This window comes from Arthrobacter hankyongi, from assembly GCF_022012395.1.
GTDB lineage: Bacteria > Actinomycetota > Actinomycetes > Actinomycetales > Micrococcaceae > Crystallibacter > Crystallibacter hankyongi.
In genome coordinates, this window is sequence record NZ_JAKLTQ010000002.1 from 1 (window position 1) to 16,476 (window position 16,476).

At 67.7% G+C, this 16,476-nt stretch carries 15 protein-coding genes; 10 read left to right on the forward strand and 5 right to left on the reverse strand.

The genetic code is table 11. The annotated features are described in order from the left end of the window. The first annotated feature begins 896 nt into the window (after positions 1–896). The 5 genes from LVY72_RS03985 (at position 897) to LVY72_RS04005 (ending at position 5,764) form a co-directional block, all read left to right on the forward strand. Positions 897–1,718, forward strand: a complete 822-nt coding sequence (locus LVY72_RS03985) for an IclR family transcriptional regulator (protein WP_237818180.1) — start codon at positions 897–899, stop codon at positions 1,716–1,718. Positions 1,719–1,731: 13 nt separating this feature from the next. After that, entirely contained in the window at positions 1,732–2,757 is a 1,026-nt protein-coding gene (locus LVY72_RS03990; RefSeq protein WP_269092190.1) for a TIGR03557 family F420-dependent LLM class oxidoreductase, read from the forward strand. A 199-nt stretch (positions 2,758–2,956) separates the two neighbouring features. Continuing rightward, the gene (locus LVY72_RS03995) at positions 2,957–3,961 is read left to right on the forward strand and encodes a putative F420-0 ABC transporter substrate-binding protein (protein WP_237818182.1); all 1,005 of its coding nucleotides are present in this window, start codon (positions 2,957–2,959) and stop codon (positions 3,959–3,961) included. Further along, on the forward strand, positions 3,948–4,979 hold the full coding sequence (locus LVY72_RS04000) for a putative F420-0 ABC transporter permease subunit (RefSeq protein ID WP_237818183.1): 1,032 nt from the start codon (positions 3,948–3,950) through the stop codon (positions 4,977–4,979). Before LVY72_RS03995 ends, LVY72_RS04000 begins: the two co-directional genes overlap by 14 nt. Then, positions 4,976–5,764: an ABC transporter ATP-binding protein gene (locus LVY72_RS04005; protein WP_237818184.1), complete on the forward strand. Its 789-nt coding sequence runs from the start codon at positions 4,976–4,978 to the stop codon at positions 5,762–5,764. Before LVY72_RS04000 ends, LVY72_RS04005 begins: the two co-directional genes overlap by 4 nt. Positions 5,765–5,916: 152 nt before the next feature. On the opposite strand, the gene cofD is transcribed toward LVY72_RS04005, so the two are convergent. Further along, positions 5,917–6,942, reverse strand: coding sequence for a 2-phospho-L-lactate transferase (cofD, locus tag LVY72_RS04010; RefSeq protein WP_237818185.1), 1,026 nt, complete (start codon positions 6,940–6,942; stop codon positions 5,917–5,919). Between the two features lie 303 nt (positions 6,943–7,245). On the opposite strand from cofD, the gene LVY72_RS04015 reads away from it, so the two are divergent. After that, a complete protein-coding gene (locus tag LVY72_RS04015) occupies positions 7,246–8,235 on the forward strand; it encodes an LLM class flavin-dependent oxidoreductase (RefSeq protein ID WP_237818186.1) in 990 nt (329 codons plus the stop codon). A 16-nt stretch (positions 8,236–8,251) separates the two neighbouring features. Here the strand turns inward: LVY72_RS04015 and LVY72_RS04020 are convergent, their stop codons facing one another. Then, complete coding sequence (locus tag LVY72_RS04020) at positions 8,252–8,776, reverse strand: dihydrofolate reductase family protein (protein WP_237818187.1); 525 nt, start codon at positions 8,774–8,776, stop codon at positions 8,252–8,254. Positions 8,777–8,933: 157 nt separating this feature from the next. Between LVY72_RS04020 and LVY72_RS04025 the strand changes: the two genes are divergently transcribed. Together LVY72_RS04025 and mmsB are read left to right on the forward strand one after the other, a co-directional pair. Further along, positions 8,934–9,998, forward strand: coding sequence for an enoyl-CoA hydratase/isomerase family protein (locus LVY72_RS04025; protein WP_237818188.1), 1,065 nt, complete (start codon positions 8,934–8,936; stop codon positions 9,996–9,998). 58 nt (positions 9,999–10,056) lie between these two features. Further along, positions 10,057–10,962: a 3-hydroxyisobutyrate dehydrogenase gene (gene mmsB, locus LVY72_RS04030; protein ID WP_237818189.1), complete on the forward strand. Its 906-nt coding sequence runs from the start codon at positions 10,057–10,059 to the stop codon at positions 10,960–10,962. Positions 10,963–11,090: 128 nt separating this feature from the next. Here the strand turns inward: mmsB and LVY72_RS04035 are convergent, their stop codons facing one another. After that, positions 11,091–11,894, reverse strand: a complete 804-nt coding sequence (locus LVY72_RS04035) for a LysE family translocator (RefSeq protein ID WP_237818190.1) — start codon at positions 11,892–11,894, stop codon at positions 11,091–11,093. Between the two features lie 111 nt (positions 11,895–12,005). On the opposite strand from LVY72_RS04035, the gene LVY72_RS04040 reads away from it, so the two are divergent. After that, on the forward strand, positions 12,006–12,455 hold the full coding sequence (locus LVY72_RS04040; protein ID WP_237818191.1) for an Lrp/AsnC family transcriptional regulator: 450 nt from the start codon (positions 12,006–12,008) through the stop codon (positions 12,453–12,455). Between the two features lie 27 nt (positions 12,456–12,482). Here LVY72_RS04040 and LVY72_RS04045 read toward each other — a convergent pair whose 3' ends face one another. Both LVY72_RS04045 and LVY72_RS04050 read right to left on the reverse strand, forming a co-directional pair. Beyond that, on the reverse strand, positions 12,483–13,331 hold the full coding sequence (locus LVY72_RS04045; RefSeq protein WP_237818192.1) for an ACT domain-containing protein: 849 nt from the start codon (positions 13,329–13,331) through the stop codon (positions 12,483–12,485). Positions 13,332–13,354: 23 nt separating this feature from the next. Further along, the gene (locus LVY72_RS04050; RefSeq protein ID WP_237818193.1) at positions 13,355–14,980 is read right to left on the reverse strand and encodes a PucR family transcriptional regulator; all 1,626 of its coding nucleotides are present in this window, start codon (positions 14,978–14,980) and stop codon (positions 13,355–13,357) included. A gap of 118 nt (positions 14,981–15,098) precedes the next feature. Here LVY72_RS04050 and LVY72_RS04055 point away from each other — a divergent pair, with 118 nt between their 5' ends. Next, the gene (locus tag LVY72_RS04055; protein WP_237818194.1) at positions 15,099–16,379 is read left to right on the forward strand and encodes a Glu/Leu/Phe/Val family dehydrogenase; all 1,281 of its coding nucleotides are present in this window, start codon (positions 15,099–15,101) and stop codon (positions 16,377–16,379) included. Positions 16,380–16,476 lie beyond the last annotated feature (97 nt).

The following is a 16,476-nucleotide window of genomic DNA, read 5'->3' on the forward strand; positions in this document are numbered from 1 at the left end:
ACCCATCACCGGCTGCGGGACCGCTCGACAGGAACCGGAGGGCTCCGCTGCCAATCTAGGAAAATTTGGATAGATCATGATGACGTACACATCCGTTCAAGACTGGTCCGGCTTAACCGGCAGGCATGTTCAAATACGGCGTAACGGCAAGATCGCCGATATGGGGAATGTCGATGCCGTGAGCGCGGATGGAGCTGTATTGTGGCTCGAAAACATGGGAGCAATCGGCCGGCGGCTTTATCTGAGGGCCGAATCCTACGAAGCGTGGGACGGACCCGAGCTCCGCCCCGGCGATCCTGCCGTACGCTCCGACGAGGGGCCCTGCAACGGTATGGGAGCCCAACGAGGCCGTCATGAATAGCGCCCTGGTTCAAGACGTACGCGTTGAGGTGGCAGTGACAACGGCCGCTGCTGTTGATCATTGCCTCAATGTGGCTGTCGAGGAGATGCTTCCGGTGGCCCTGCAGGACGGTACCCGAGGTATCTTGGTCACACGTACCGCCCCTGGGCGGTATACCGTGGAGTTGAGCGGGACAGTTCCGTATGGAATTACTATGGAAGCATTGTCTCACTGCGAAACAGGGACGGGGATGGCAAGTTAGAGTATGGGCAGCGTGGGCGCTGTACCGTGCGGGTATCTGCTGTTATTGCCAACGCTGTGTTGCCGAGGCTTTTGGTATTCGCTTGGGCGGTCAGGACACCATCTTGCGTTTGACGTGTTCACGGCTCGGCGATCAGGGAGCGCGAAACTAATAGATTGAGGAACACCTGGTTGCCCTCCATGGAATGTGCCCCGAACGGGTTCCTGGAATGATGCTTTCATCTTGTGCAGAAGCTTGGAAAGAGGTCTGCCGCCTTATGGTCCGGCAGGCCTGTCTATTTGCATAAGATACGCTGTGGTAATCGACAAGTTGATTGAGCAATGGGAGGAACGCGTGTCACAAAACGCCACAGGTTTGGTCCGGCGCACAATCGGACTACTACGCGTGGTCGCCTCTCATCCGGAAGGCATCGGGCTCAGTGACGCGTCACGCGAATCCGGAATCCCTAAAGCGACCTGCTATCGCGTGCTGAGCATCCTGCAGGAGGAAAGCTGGGTCACCTTGGACCCCGTCACCCGCCGCTATCAGGTCTCCCTCGGCATGCTGACAATCGTCGGAGGCCTCCTGACCCCCGATGGTTCATACCGCCACATGCAGGAACTGCTGCAGCAGTTGGCTGACGAGACAAACGAAACATCTGGCTTTGACGTCCTTCTGCCGCCCGACGTCATGGTCGTTGCCCAGGTTCCGGGCCCGGCCCTCATCGGCCAAACGCTCAAGCCCGTTCCAAGGACCCAGCCGGTATGGGCCACGTCCACCGGAAAAGTCCTTTTGGCGGCGCTGGATCCTGCGGAAGTGGAAGCTCAATTTACTTCTGCCTTTGGGAACAATGCAAAGGTCACCTTGGCCGACTTCCTTGCATCCTTGGATTCCGTCCGGCATCGCGGCTATGCCTCGTCCATTGGGGAACTGGAAAGCGATGCCGTCTCGGTTGCGGCTCCCGTTAAAGTGGGCGGGTCGACGCCATATGCGGTGTGGATTGGTGGCCCTGCCTACCGGATAACCCCGGACCGGATCGATGCGTTGGGGCAGTCGGTCATGGCGGCCGCCGAACGGCTGGGCAGGCTGCTCAGCCTGACCGGAGGCCTGATCACTCCGCCCATCTCTCCAAGGTAAAGGAACGGGAGTGATGACGGGAGCTACGGGAGCGGCTGTCCTGCCGTCCAGGGTGGGGTACGCGGCCATGCTGGGCCAGTTCCATCCGCTCGAAGCCCTTGAGCTGGCCAGTTATGCAGAGGCGCACGGTTTCTGGGGCGTGATGGCTGCGGACCAGTTCCAGCCATGGGTGCCGCGGCAGGGGCAAGGCTCCTTCGTATGGAACGTGCTCACCGCGATGGGGGAGCGGACCAGAGGGGATTTCGGCACCGGGGTGACCACGCCCACCTTCCGCTGGCATCCGGCGGCGGTGGCCCAGGCCTCGGCTACTTTGGCGGCGATGTATCCGGGCCGCCACTGGCTGGGTCTGGGTTCCGGTGAGGCCATCAACGAGCACATCACGGGCAAGTACTGGCCCGAGCCTGCGGAGCGCATCAACCGGATGTTCGAGGCCACCGAGATGATCGGAAAGCTCTTCGCGGGCTCACTGGCCGGCCGGGACGTCAAGTATTCCGGGAGCTATTACAAGCTCGAGTCGACACGGTTGTGGACCATGCCCGAGGTCGCACCGCGGATTCTGATTGCGACGGCGGGGCCGGTGGCGGCCAGGCGTGCCGGCCGTGTCGCCGACGGCCTGATCACCGTGGACGCTCCGCTGGAGAAAGTCAGTACGTTATTACGCAGATTCGAGGAAGGGGCACGGGAAAGGGGCAAGGATCCGGCGGCAATGCCCAAGATTCTGCGCCTGCATCTGAGTTGGGCCTCTTCCCATTCTGAGGCGCTGCAGAATGCGCTGACCGAGTGGCCAAATGGAGGCATGGGCTTCCCCAAGAGCGATATCCGTTCCCCCTTTGACTTCGAGCAGTTGGCCAGGCATGTTCGGGCGGAGGATTTCGAGGGCCGGCTGATGATTTCGGAGGACCCGGATGTGCACCGCGGACATATCCAGCGGTACGTAGACCTGGGGTTTGACCGGATCTACCTGCACAATGTCGGGCGAAACCAGCGGGAGTGGATCGAAGTTTTCGGCACGGACGTGATCCCGAAGCTGGTTTGGTAGCTTCGGCACCCACAGTGGCGCTGCCGGCCGTCATATTTGGAAAATTACGGACACCATCCTAGGTAATTCGGTATGGTTCATACAGCGGACCCTTGGATCGGATTTGATCGAGGAGGCTGGCCCGGGATGGGCCACGAGTCCCGCGGCACCTGTCTGCCGTGCTGATTCCTTCGATGCCTTTACCTAAGGATGCCCATTCATGTCTGCTGCCCGTTACTTTGCACCCACATTGACCCTTTGTGCCGCCCTGCTGCTCACCGGCTGCGCCTCTGCCACGCAAGGCCCGGCGGCCGCCGCGCCCTCGGCAGCTGCGCAAAACACCGCCGGCCAGCCGGTGACTGTGGATAACTGTGGAACCAAGGTCTCATTCGCCAAAGCCCCCGAGCGTGTGGTGACCATCAAATCCACGACGACGGAAATGCTGCTGGCACTCGGCCTGGGGGACCGCATAGAAGGCAGCGCAGCTTCCGACGGACCGCTGCCTGAGGAGTTTGCGGCCGATGCGCCGCCCATCCTGGCCGAGCAGCTGCCCTCGCAGGAAGCCGTGCTCGAGACTGCGCCGGACCTGGTCTACGCCGGCTGGGAATCGAATTTTTCTACTGAGGGCGCGGGTAAGCGCGAATCACTGCAGAAGCTCGGGATCAATACCTATGTGTCACCGGCGGCCTGCAAAGCGCCCGGATACAAGCCGGACCCGATGACGTTTGACAAGCTGTTCGGCGAAATCCAGGAGGTGGGCCGGATTTTCCATGCCGAGGAGGCGGCACAGGACCTCGTGAAGTCCCAGCAGGAAGCATTGGCTGCCATCAAGCCGAGCACGAAGGAGCTGACCGCCCTCTGGTACAGCTCCGGTGCGGCGGACAGCCCCTATGTCGGGGCCGGCATCGGTGCACCGCAGATGATCATGGAGGCGGCAGGCCTGAAGAACATCGCAGCCGAAGTGAAAGACACCTGGACGCCGTACAGCTGGGAGGTCGTGGCCGAACAGAATCCCGATGTCATTGTGCTGATTGACTCGAGCTGGAGCACTGCGAAGAAGAAAATCAGCGTTCTGGAAAGCAACCCGGTGACGGCCAAACTGGACGCCGTCCGGGAGGGCCGCTACCTCGTGCTGCCGTTTCCGGCATCCGAAGCCGGGGTCCGCAACGTCGCCGCCGCTGCCAGCCTTGTCGATCAGCTGAAGACGATGAATGTCGCAGACTGATATTGCCGTACGGCGGCTGTCCGGCACCGCCTGGGGCACGCTGCTGGCCGCTGCCCTCGTGCTCTCCATCACCGCCGCCGTCACGATTGGTCCGGCGTCGATCTCGGCCTTCGACGTGTGGGGGTCGGCCCTGAAGCATCTGGGCCTTGGCGGGATCCGCCTGCCCGGGCTGCTGGATGGGATCGTCTGGGACCTGCGCCTGCCCCGTGTGCTGACGGCAGCGTGTGTAGGCGCGGGCCTGGCCATGAGCGGGGTTGTCATGCAGGCCATCACGCGCAATGCCTTGGCCGACCCTTATCTGCTGGGGCTGTCCTCCGGCGCTTCCCTGGGTGCCGTCGCGGTGCTGCTGCTGGGCGTGGCAATCCTGCTGCCGGTCGCCGCGTTTGCCGGGGCCATGGCGGCGCTGGTCGTGACCCTCGCGCTGGCGACGGCATCGGGCAGTCTCACGCCGACCAAGACTGTTCTGGCTGGGCTTGCCATCTCGTCCTTGGCGTCCTCGGTGACCTCGTTCGTGATCTTCTGGTCGGCCCAAGGGGATTCCTATCGGGAGGTCCTTGGCTGGTTGATGGGGTCGCTTGGCGGAGCCACCTGGCAGTCCGTGGTGATCAGCGCAGGCGCTCTCCTCGTCGTCGGCAGTCCCATAGTGGCGGCGGGACGGATCCTGGACGGCTTCGCCTTCGGCGACGCATCTGCCGCGTCCCTGGGCATCAACGTGCCAGCGGTCCGCTGGGTGATGCTCGCCGCCGCGGCGCTGCTGACCGGGGCCATGGTGGCGGTGAGCGGCTCGATCGGTTTCGTCGGGTTGATCCTGCCCCACATGGTCCGGCTGCTGGTGGGAACCGGCCACCGTGCACTGCTGCCGCTGTCCGCACTGGCCGGGGCGCTGTTCCTGGTTTGGGCGGACACGCTGGCCCGTTCCGTCTTGGGCCCGGTGGAAGTTCCGGTGGGCATCATCACCGCTCTCGTGGGGGCTCCGGTCTTCGCGCTGCTGCTGTGGCGGAAAGGGGCAGCCGCATGACACTGAGGGTCCGCGGGCTGAGCTACGGGATTGGCGGCAAGCAGATAGTCTGCAATGCCGGGTTCGAGGTACCCTCAGGCGCCGTGACCGGTGTGCTCGGCCCCAACGGAGCCGGCAAATCCACGCTTCTGCACCTGATGGCCGGAACACTGCCGGCGTCGGCCGGAGAGGTTCGGCTGGATGGGGAGGATTTGTTCCTGCTCAGGCGCAAGGACCGTGCCCGCAGGGTCGCACTGGTAGAGCAGGATGCCAGGACGGAGCTGTCCATGACGGTCCGGGAAGTGGTGCTGCTGGGCCGGACCCCGCACCGGTCCATGCTGGCCGGGGACAGCGCCGGCGATCCGGCCATTACCGCGGCGGCCCTTGCCGCCGTCGGTATGCAGGACTTCGGGCACCGGCTGTTCAATACGCTCTCCGGCGGCGAGCGCCAGCGGGTCCAGCTGGCCCGGTCACTGGCCCAGGAGCCGCGCCTGCTGCTGCTCGACGAGCCCACGAACCACCTCGACATCCACGCGCAGCTCAGCGTGCTTTCCCTGGTCCGCCGGTTGTCGGCGGATGGAGTCACTGTGGTCGCGGCCTTGCATGACCTGAACCTGGCCGCAGAGTTCTGCGACCATCTCATGGTGATGGCCGGTGGACAGGTGGTTGCCGCGGGGCCGGTGGGGGACGTGCTGACCGCGGAATTGATTGAGCGTGTCTATGCGGTGAAGGCGGAGGTTTTTGCCCATCCGGTGAGCGGGCGGCCGGTGGTGGCGTATTCCGGGACCGTCGACGCTGTCGTCTGAAGGGCGGCGGCCGCCGGGTCCCGGCAGCCAGCTTGGCCGCGGCGTCGGTCTGGCCGTCGCGCCAGGGCGTCACAGAGGATCACACCGAGGGCGAAAGGATTGGCAGGACGTCGGTGCCTGCAGCCAATAACCCTGCCGACGGCCCGGCACGCTCAGCGTCGCTGTATGTTCTGTGAAGAGATGGCTTCCGCCCAGGCTATGGCATCCGCGGCCAATACCGCACTTGTTCGATCATCTTTCATCCACAATGGGGTGCTAAGTGTTCGAACGCCTGCTGCTTCAATATCGCCGGCCAAGGCAGCATCTGAGGTATCTATCAGCCAGCCGTCCAGGATACCGCCGGAGCTGCGGGCGCCATAGTGCAGCCCAACAGCGTCCGCCCGCGTGTCGACGCCGACGGCGGTCAGGCAGGCGTCTGCCATTCCGCGCACCGGTGCACCACCAATGATTGGTGAAACACCGACTACGGCGGCCTTTGTCCTCACGACAGCATCACGGACACCGGGAACATTCAGGATGGTGCCGATGGAGACCACAGGGTTGGACGGAGCCAGCAGCAGAATGTCGGCCTCATGTATGGCCTCCAGGACTCCGGGAGCAGCTGCCGCGGACGATAGTCCCTGCTGGACGAACTCGCGCACCGGGGCGGACGCACGATAGCGAACCCACCATTCCTCAAAGTGAATCGTGCCGCTGGCATCAGACAGCACCGGTTCATCGAGCACTACATGTGTTTCGACGGGTTCGTTGCTCATGGGCAGCAGTTCAACGCCGATGTTCCATCGCGCGGCCAGGCGTGCGGTCACTTCGCTGAGCGGCAGGCCTTCCCGCAGAAGATGCGAGCGGGCGATATGCGTACCAAGGTCCAGATCCCCCAGCGTAAACCACGGCCAGCCGAGTCCGTACGCTGAAATCTCGGCACTGACTCTTTCGCTTTCCCCTGCCCGTCCCCACCCGCGCTCTTCGTCATTGACGCCGGCCAGCTTGTACATCACCGAATCCAAGTCGGGACATACCCGAAGCCCGGTAAGCCACATGTCATCGCCCGTGTTGATGACGGCCGTGATCCTTGCCGAAGATCCTCCGGCACCGTCCGGCAGCACCTGCTGCAGATGCGTACGAAGACCTTGCAGGAACTTCGCCCCGCCGACGCCGCCGGCCAAGACCGTGACTTTCACCCCAGACCTACCTTCATCCACCGGACGGCCACGCCGCCGAACATGTCGCACAAATCGGCACTAATAGCTGAAATTATCTAACCGAAATGCAGTAATTCTGCTGACTCAATAGGCGGATTCCAAGGGTCGTTGCAACGCCGATTGGCCAACAGTCCGATAGTAGGCCACACAGTCTTTCGGGAGGCGTAACCCGGCCGGGAGTCTTGCGGGGCCGGCCTGAAATAAGCCGGCCGCCGCCGTCGTTGGCAATGGTGTGCCCGGGCAACATCCCGGGCCCCACCGCTACGAAAGGCTGGCACCTCAGTGACTGTTCCCCTCTCCATCCTCGACCTGGCGCCGATTTCCGAGGGGCAGCCCGTGCGGGAGAGCTTCGAGGCGAGCGTGGCGCTGGCCCGGCTGGCGGAGCGGTCCGGCTACCGGCGCGTCTGGTACGCCGAGCACCACAACATGCCGGCCATCGCCTCCTCGGCCACCAGCGTGCTGATCGCGCACATCGCCGCCCACACGGAAAGCATCCGCCTCGGCGCCGGCGGCATCATGCTGCCCAACCATGCCCCGCTGACGATCGCCGAACAGTTCGGCACCCTGGAGACCCTGCATCCGGGGCGGATCGACCTGGGCCTGGGCCGGGCCCCGGGCAGCGACCAGGCCACCATGCGCGCGCTGCGCCGGGATCCGATGTCCGCGGAGTCCTTCCCGCAGGACGTGCTGGAGCTGCAGGGCTACCTGACCGGCCACAGCCGCATCCCGGGCGTGGATGCGGTACCGGGCAAGGGCACCAACGTGCCGCTGTACATCCTCGGATCCTCCATGTTCGGCGCCCAGCTGGCCGCCGCTCTGGGCCTGCCGTACGCCTTCGCCTCGCACTTCGCGCCGGCCGCACTCACCGACGCCGTGGCTGTGTACCGGCGCGAATTCCAGCCGTCGGAACAGCAGCCCGAGCCCCATGTCATCGCCGGTGTCAATGTGGTGGCGGCGGACAGCAACGAGGAAGCGCAGGAACAGTTCCGGACCGTCCGGCGCCACCGGGTGGCCAGGTTCCTGGTCAAGGACCGGGTGCTGACCGACGAGGAAGCCGACCTGCTGCTGGATTCCCCGCAGGGCCGGCAGATCGTGGGGATGCTGCAGTACTCGGCGGTCGGCACGCCGGCGGCGGTGAAGGAATACCTGGACGGGTTCGCCGCGCACGCCGGGGCCGACGAATTGATCGTCGCGCACCAGGCCACGGAGGTGGGACAGCGGCTGCGTTCGGCGGAGCTGGTGGCCGAGGTCGCCGGCCTCGTCAACGCGTAGCCCGGCCGGGCAGGCGCTACGGCCCGGGGACCGTTTCGTAGTGCGTGCAGGCGAAGTCCCCGTTGATGGCAACCTCGACCAGCCGCAGCTCGATCCGGCCGGGCAGCAGCGGTTTTCCCGCCCCGAGCGTCACCGGGGCGTACTGGATCCACACCTCGTCCAGCAGCCCGCGGGACGCGAATTGGCCGGCCAGCCCGCCTCCACCCATGATCCACAGGTCCCGGCCCGCGGCCGCTGCGGTCATGGCGGCATGGACCTCCGCGACGTCGGCACTGGTGAAGCGGATAGCCCCGGCGGGCACCGGGAACTGCCGGTGGGTGAAGACCCAGGCCGGAACATCGTAGGTCCAGCCCTGATGGTCCAGCAGCCACTGGTAGGTCGAGGCGCCGAGTGCGATCGCCCCGATGCGCTGGAGGAACACTTCGTAGCCCATTGGGCCGTGCGGGTCGTAGTTCCTGGTGACCAGCCAGTCCAGGGAATCGTCCTGGGTGGCGATGAACCCGTCGAGGCTGGAAGCGGTGTAGTAATGCGTTCGGCCCACGTTGTCCTCCTTGTGATGTGGCGCCCCGGCCGCCGGGATCACGCTACCTGCCGTGCCGCCGGCCAGGTAGCGTGATTCGCCGGGACCCTCGACCAACGCGGCCGGGCAGGGTAGACATGGTTCCGGAAGATGATGCCGGCGAAAGGCCCGACGGACCATGGACAACAGTGAACCGGAAGTGCTCCTTCGGCGGCCGGGCCGGCTCGGACACATCCTGCTCAACCGGCCGAAGGCGATCAATGCCCTGACCCACACCATGGTCAAGGAGATCCTCGCAGCCCTGAACGGCTGGGAGGCCGACGACGGCGTGGCCACCGTCCTGCTGACCGGCAGCGGGGAGCGCGGCCTGTGCGCCGGGGGCGACGTCGTGGCCATCTACCGGGATGCGCTCGCCGGCGGCGGCGCGACGGAGGCTTTCTGGGCGGATGAGTACACCCTGAACGCCCGGATCGCCGGCTATCCGAAACCGTACGTGGCCTTCATGGACGGACTGGTGCTCGGCGGCGGCGTGGGCCTTTCGGCCCACGGTTCCGTGCGGATCGTCACCGAACGGACCCGGGTCGGGATGCCCGAGGTCGGCATCGGCTTCGTGCCGGACATCGGCGGAACCTGGCTGCTCTCCCGCGCGCCCGGGGAACTGGGCACCCATCTGGCCCTGACGGCAGGACAGGCCTCCGGCCCGGATGCCATCGCGCTCGGCCTGGCCGACTATTTTGTCGCCAGCGGCCAGTTGCCTGCGCTCGCAGCGGCACTGGAGGATGAACCCTCGGAAGTGGCGGTCCGCCGCTTTGCGGCCGCGGACGTGCCGCCGTCGCCCCTCGCCGGGCAGCGGGACTGGATCGACGCATGCTACGCCGGCGACAGCGTCGAGGAGATCCTCCGCCGGCTCCAGGCGCACCCGGCCCCGGCGGCACGCGAGGCCGCCGAAGCCATGCGGGCCAAGTCCCCGACGGCGCTGAAGGTGACCCTTGCAGCACTGCGTCGGGCCCGCACCCTCGGCAGCCTGGAGGAGGTGCTGGACCAGGAATACCGGGTCTCGCTGCGCTGCCTGGCCGGGACGGAGTTCCCCGAGGGGGTCCGGGCCCAGCTGGTCGACAAGGACCGCTCACCGCGCTGGGATCCGCCGGTGCTCGAGCAGGTTGCCACGGAACGGGTCGAGGCCTTCTTTGCCGGGCTGGGCCGGCGTGAACTGGGGCTCGCCCTGGCCCGCAGCCGGCCGTGATCCGCCGGTCCCACGGCCGGGAATCAGGCCGGAAACCAACTGGAAGGAGAGGGGCGTCATGAGCACACGCATTGCCTTCATCGGGCTCGGCCACATGGGCGGGCCGATGGCCGCGAACCTGGCCAAGGCCGGTTACGCGGTCACCGGGTTCGACGTCGTTCCGGCGGCCAACGAGAGCGCCCGGCACAACGGCGTCGAAATCGCCGCGACCGCCGGGGCCGCAGCGGCCGGGGCCGCGGTCGTCATTACTATGCTGCAGACCGGCCGGCAGGTACTGGACGTCTTTTCGGGCACAGGCGGGGACGGGCTGCTCGCTGCGGCGGCGCCGGGCACCCTGTTTCTGGAATGCTCCACCATCGCCGTGGACGATGCCAAGCAGGCGCACGCCGCCGCCGAGGCAGCCGGGCACCGCTGCCTGGACGCGCCGGTTTCCGGCGGGGTGGTCGGTGCGGTGGCCGGCACCCTGACCTTTATGGTCGGCGGCGCGGCGGCGGACTTCGACGAGGCCGAGCCGATCCTGCAGGTGATGGGCAAGCGGATTGTCCACTGCGGCGGCGCCGGTGCCGGGCAGGCGGCCAAGGTGTGCAACAACATGATCCTGGGCGTGTCCATGATCGCCGTCTGCGAGGCCTTCGTGCTGGGGGAGAAGCTGGGCCTGGAGCACCAGACCCTGTTCGACGTGGCCTCGGCCGCTTCGGGGCAGTGCTGGGCGCTGACCACCAACTGCCCGGTCCCCGGTCCGGTGCCGGCCAGCCCGGCCAACCGGGACTACCAGCCCGGATTCGCCGGGGCCCTGATGGCCAAGGACCTCGGGCTGGCGCTCGAGGCCTTGGCCGCCACCGGCGTGAGTGCTGAGCTGGGCAGCCGGGCCGCGGAGATCTACCGCAGGTTCGCCGACGAGGGCGGGGCGGACCGGGACTTCTCGGCGATCATCAACCAGATCCGCGACCGTTCCGGGAGCTGAGGCCGCCGGCCCGGTGCCTTCCCGCCCACCATTGAAATCCTGCCGTGGCGTTTGCGCAGGTCAGCGGCTTGCTTGAAGCGTAAAGATGTACCGGGCGGCCCAAACAAGGGCGCGGCGGAACCGGGGTGTTATCGGACGACGGCGAGCAGCTGGCGCGCGCTGTCGGCCAGCTCGGGCAGCTGCTCGGCCAGCAGCACCACGCCGAGGCCGATCATGATGACACCGCTGGCCAGCGTCACCACACGCGCGGCCGCCGGACGTGAACGCAGCAGCCGGCGTGCGCCCAGCGCCACCCCGCTGTAGACCACGGCGGAGACGAGCATGTGGGCCAGGCCGAACGCCCCGGTCTGCGCGGGGACCGGCAGCAGCGCGTTCGGGCTGATGAACTGGGGAATCAGGGCCAGATAGAGCAGCAGCGCCTTCGGGTTGGTGCCGCTGGTGCCCAGACCGCGCAGGTAGTTCCGCCGGTCCGCCGCTCGGTCGGCGCGGACAGCAGCCCCCTGTGCCGCGCCCTGCCCGGCCGGAACCAAAGCCTCCGCAGCCAGCGCCGGCTCCGCCGTCGTCGTTCCCGAGGCGCCGACCAGGGCCGGAACCCGTGCCGGCACGGCAGGCGCCGCGGACTGCTCGCCGGCATCGGCTGCGAACCGGGCGGCGCGCCAGGACCGGGCGGTGGAGATCCCGAGCCAGAGCAGGTAGCCCGCGCCGACGACGGTCAGCCAGGTCAGCAGCTGCGGCCGGCTCGCCACCAGGGCCGCCACGCCGGCCACCACCAGCAGGGTGTGCATGAGGTATCCGGTGCACAGCCCGGCGACGGCGGGGGCGACCCGGTGCCGGCCCATGCCCGCGGCGATGCAGTAGGCCCAGTCGGCGCCCGGGGTGAAGGCCAGGGCGATGGAAACGGCGGCGAAACCGAGGATTGACTGGGGGTCCATGGGGGCTCCTGCTCGAATGGGGCTGGCAGATACCGCCAGCGTAGTGAAAACCGGTTGAAAAGTGCTGACCGATCTTCCCCTGATAACGGCAGGAGGGGATAAGATATTTGCGTGATTGACGGGATTGACCGAACTATTTTGCGCAGGCTGCAGCATGACGGGCGAATGACCGCCACCGCGCTCGCCGCCGAGGTGGGCCTCACGGTGGCCCCGTGCCACCGCAGGCTGAAGGACCTCGAGTCCGCCGGTGTGATCCGCGGCTACCGGGCGGACATTGATCCGGGCAAGGTGGGGCTGGGGTTCGAGGCGCTGGTGTTCGTCACGCTCAAGGACCGGCAGAGCCTGGGGCCCTTCGAGGCTGCGGTGGGGCAGATCCCGCGGATCAGCGAGGCCCTGCGCCTGTTCGGCGAGCCGGACTTCCTGCTCAAGGTCATCGCCGAGGACCTGCCGTCCTACCAGCGGTTCTACGACGAGGTGCTGGTGGGGCTGCCCGGGGTGGAGAAGCTGAACTCGACGATCGTGATGAAGAACGTCAAAGGTGCCGGCGGCCTGCCGCTCTGAGTGCGCAGTGGCAGCCGGTCGGGTGCCCTACGCCACCGTTGCCGGGCCCGCCGGCCGCTGCAGCTCAAGGGTCTCGGCCAGTTCGGCCAGCCGGTGCGCCCGCGCGGATTCGGCCGGCGTAAACGGCTCGCCCGGCCGGGAGAACAGCAGCACGCCCTGCACGCTGGAGGGGATCTTGAGCACGGTCCCGTCCGCCGGCAGTTCCCTGCCGGCCGCTGCCGGATCCTCGAGGCAGCTGGCCGAGAGCAGTGCGGCGACGGCGTGCGGCAGTTCCGCCGGATTGCCCGCCAGCCGGGCCGCCAGGCCCAGGGCGTGGGTCTGGCCGTCGGCCAGGGCAACCGGCGTGGTGCGCCAGACCCGCGAGCTGCGGCCGCTGCCGGCCTCGAGCGCGTCCAGCAGGTCCCGCTCGGTCAGGCCGGCCGGCGCCGAGAGCACGAACTCGTCCAGCACCCCGCCGTCGACCGGATGGACGTTGATGCTCAGGATGTTCGCGTCCAGGCAGGACAGGGCGTGGGTGACCCGCTCGAGTGCGCCGGGCTGGTCCTTCACCACGGTCCGGACCCGCCACAGCGCGGGGGCGGCCTCGATCCGGTGCCGCCGGTGCAGCAGCGGTGCGTGCAGCCAGCGGCGCAGCAGCTTCGACGCCGAGGGCTCGGCCACCCAGATCGTCAGCACCGTGGCGGTGACCGTCAGGAGCGCCACCTTCAGCAGATAGGGCAGGTGGGCCTGGACGACGGCGGCGTGCACCGCCAGTTCGATCGGCAGCATGGCGGCGATGTTCGCGGCGGTCAGCCGCCCCCGGGGCGGCTCGGGGGTCCGCCCGCAGCTGTCGCAGGTCAGCTCGGCAGGGGACTTTCGGCGGGGTGTCGGTCGCATGCTCCCAGCCTGCTCTGCCCCTGTTACGGAACGGTTGCGTCCGCGTCACGGCTGCGCAAAGCCTGGTCCGGAGCGGGATGGCCGTGAACGGGCCCAGCCGATTCTTTGGGCGAGGTCTGGTCCTGGACGATGCGCAGGGCGATCCAGAGGTCGGCCCGCAGCTGCGGTTCTTCCAGCGAGCGGCCCAGATGCTGCTCAATCAGGCCGAGCCGCTGGATCAGGGTGTTGCGGTGGATGCCCAGGTCGGCAGCGGTCTGGCGGCGGTTGCCGTTATGGGACAGGAAGGCCTGCAGCGTCGGCAGCAGCCGGGCGCCGGGCGAATCCGCGGCGTGCAGGGGCGCCAGCAGCCCGTCCGCGTAGGCCGTGGCCGTGTCCGCGGGCAGCAGTTGCGCGATGCCGGCTGAGACCAGTGAATCCCAGTAGACGGTGTGTGCGCTGCCGCCGGTGCGGGCCAGGGCTTCCCGGGCCTCGACGTCGCTCGTGCCGGCGTCGGCGAACGATTTCCGTCCGCCGACGCCGGTCCGGGCACCGCAGGAGTGCAGGAGGGCGGTCACCTGGCTGATCCGGCTGGCGGAGGCCTCGACCAGCAGTTGCAGGAAGGCCTCCTCCGCTCCGGCTGGTTCGACGGCCCCGATGAGCAGCCGGCGATGGGACTGCTGGATGAGCCCCTCGAGCCGGCGGGAGGCTTCCTCCAGCTGTGTCCGGGTGCCGCCGGCGCGCAGCACGCGCACCTGCTGGCTGGCGGACCGCCAGCGGGTTTCCCCGGCGATGGACATCAGGGCGTTGCAGGAGCGCAGTTCGCCGTTCAGGGCCAGGGCCAGCGCGCCGGCACGGATCTTGCGGCGGATCATCGACTGCTCGGTGAGCCGTTCCGAGTGCAGCGACAGCAGGGCCACCGACGTCGTAATGGCACCCCGGGTGGCCCCGTCCAGCGGATGCGGGGAGATAACCGCCAGATAGCTGTGCGGGCTGGCGCGCAGGCCGAGTGGATGGATGACGGTGCTGCCCTCCGGGCCGGAGTCGCTGACGGAGCCGCGCATGCCGGCCGGTCGGATGCGGCCGACCAGGCCGGCCAAGCCGGCGGCGCGCGCGCCGGGCGGGAGCGGGCCGGATCCGAACTCCAGTTCGCCGTCGACGCCGAGGACGCCCACCCAGGCACCTGGAATCAGCGAGGCGAGCCGGCGGGTAATGCCGCTGCCGTCCGGCTCGGTGGCTGCTTTGGTCAGTGCGCGCTGGGTGGCCAGCATCGACTCGGCCGTCGCCCGTTCCTGGGCCACCTGCGAATTCGCCACCGCCTTGATGATGTCCAGGAACGGCGTCGCCTCCGGGACCGCGAAGAGGGTCAGCCCCGCCTGTTCCGCGGCGGCCAGCAGCCCGGCCGGGATGTCCGCGTGGGACAGCCCGACGCCGAAACCCAGCGCCACCACGCCGCGCCCGGACAGTCGGCGCACGTATGTGGTCCAGGCCGGCCCGTCCTGCGGGGCGTTGATGCCGGTGGTGAGCAGGATCTCGCCGCCGGTCAGGTAGGCGGTCGGATCCAGCAGTTCGCTCACGGCCACCCAGCGCACCTGCGCCTGCAGGTTTCCGGCCACCCGGGCATCCAATTTCAGGCGGCGCATGGCAAGGATCTGCTCGACGGTGATCACCATGCAATATTTGCACATTGGGGAGGTAAAAGTGTCAATACTGCCCATGGCCCTTCCGGTCCTGCGGATCTACGCTGGCCTTGTTGCGCACCGCACTCAGACTCGCAATGAAGGGAATGTCATGAGTTTGCTTGTCGCCGGGGAAGCCCCGGCCACAGAAATTTCCAATCCGCTGGACGAGGCCAAGGCCCAGTTGGCCGCTGCCGTGGCGGTGCTGGGCTATGGGGAGGGGGTGCGGCAGTTGCTGGCGACCCCGCGGCGGGAGATGACGGTGGGGATTCCGCTGCGCCGGGATGACGGGTCCACCGAGGTGCTGACCGGGTACCGGGTGCAGCACAACTTCTCCCGCGGTCCGGCCAAGGGCGGGCTGCGCTACAGCCCCGGGGTGAACCTGGACGAGGTCCGGGCGCTGGCGATGTGGATGACCTGGAAGTGCTCGCTGCTGGATTTGCCCTACGGCGGGGCCAAGGGCGGGATCACCATCGACCCGCGGAACTATTCGCTGGCCGAGCTGGAGCGGGTGACCCGGCGCTACACTTCCGAGATCCTGCCGATCATCGGCCCGGAGCGGGACATCCCGGCCCCGGACATCGGCACGGACGAGCGGACCATGGCCTGGATGATGGACACCTACTCGGTGAACGTGGGCTACACGGTGCCGGCGGTGGTCACCGGCAAGCCGGTCTCCGTCGGCGGGTCGCTGGGCCGGGCCTCGGCCACCTCGCGGGGCGTGGTCGCGATCGCGCTGGCGGCGCTGGCCCACCGCGGGCTGAAGCCCGCGGCCACGACCGCGGCGGTGCAGGGCTTCGGCAAGGTCGGCGCCGGGGCGGCCCTGTTCCTGGCCGAGGCCGGGGTGAAGGTGACCGCGGTGGCGGACCAGTACGGGGCCGTGCACCACGCGCAGGGGCTGGACATCGACGCGCTGCAGCAGCACGTGGCGGCCACCGGGTCCGTGGTCGGCTTCGCCGGGGCCGACCCGCTGGACGCGGCCGAGCTGCTGGAGCTGGAGGTGGACCTGCTGGTCCCGGCGGCGGTGGAGGGCGTGCTGACCGAGGCCAACGCGCACCGGATCAAGGCCGACGTGATCGTCGAGGGCGCCAACGGTCCGACCACCGCCGCGGCGGACAGGGTCTTCGCCGAGGCGGGCAAGCTGGTGGTCCCGGACATCCTGGCCAACGCCGGCGGCGTGGTGGTCTCCTACTTCGAGTGGGTCCAGGGCTCCAACGCCTACTGGTGGAGCGCGAAGGAGGTCGAGGAGCGGCTCGAGGCCCGCATGCTGCAGGCCTGGGACGGCGTCGTGGACACCGCGAAGGCGCGCGGGCTGAGCCTGCGCGAGGCCGCCACCGTCACCGCCGTGCAGAAGGTCGCCGAAGCCCACCAGATCCGCGGCCTCTACCCGTAAACCCCACCCTCTGAAAACAGAAACTTGGGCGGGATAGATGCAGTAATCCGGATGGATAACAGCATCTATCCCGCCCAAGTTTTGAGCTGGGGGAGTT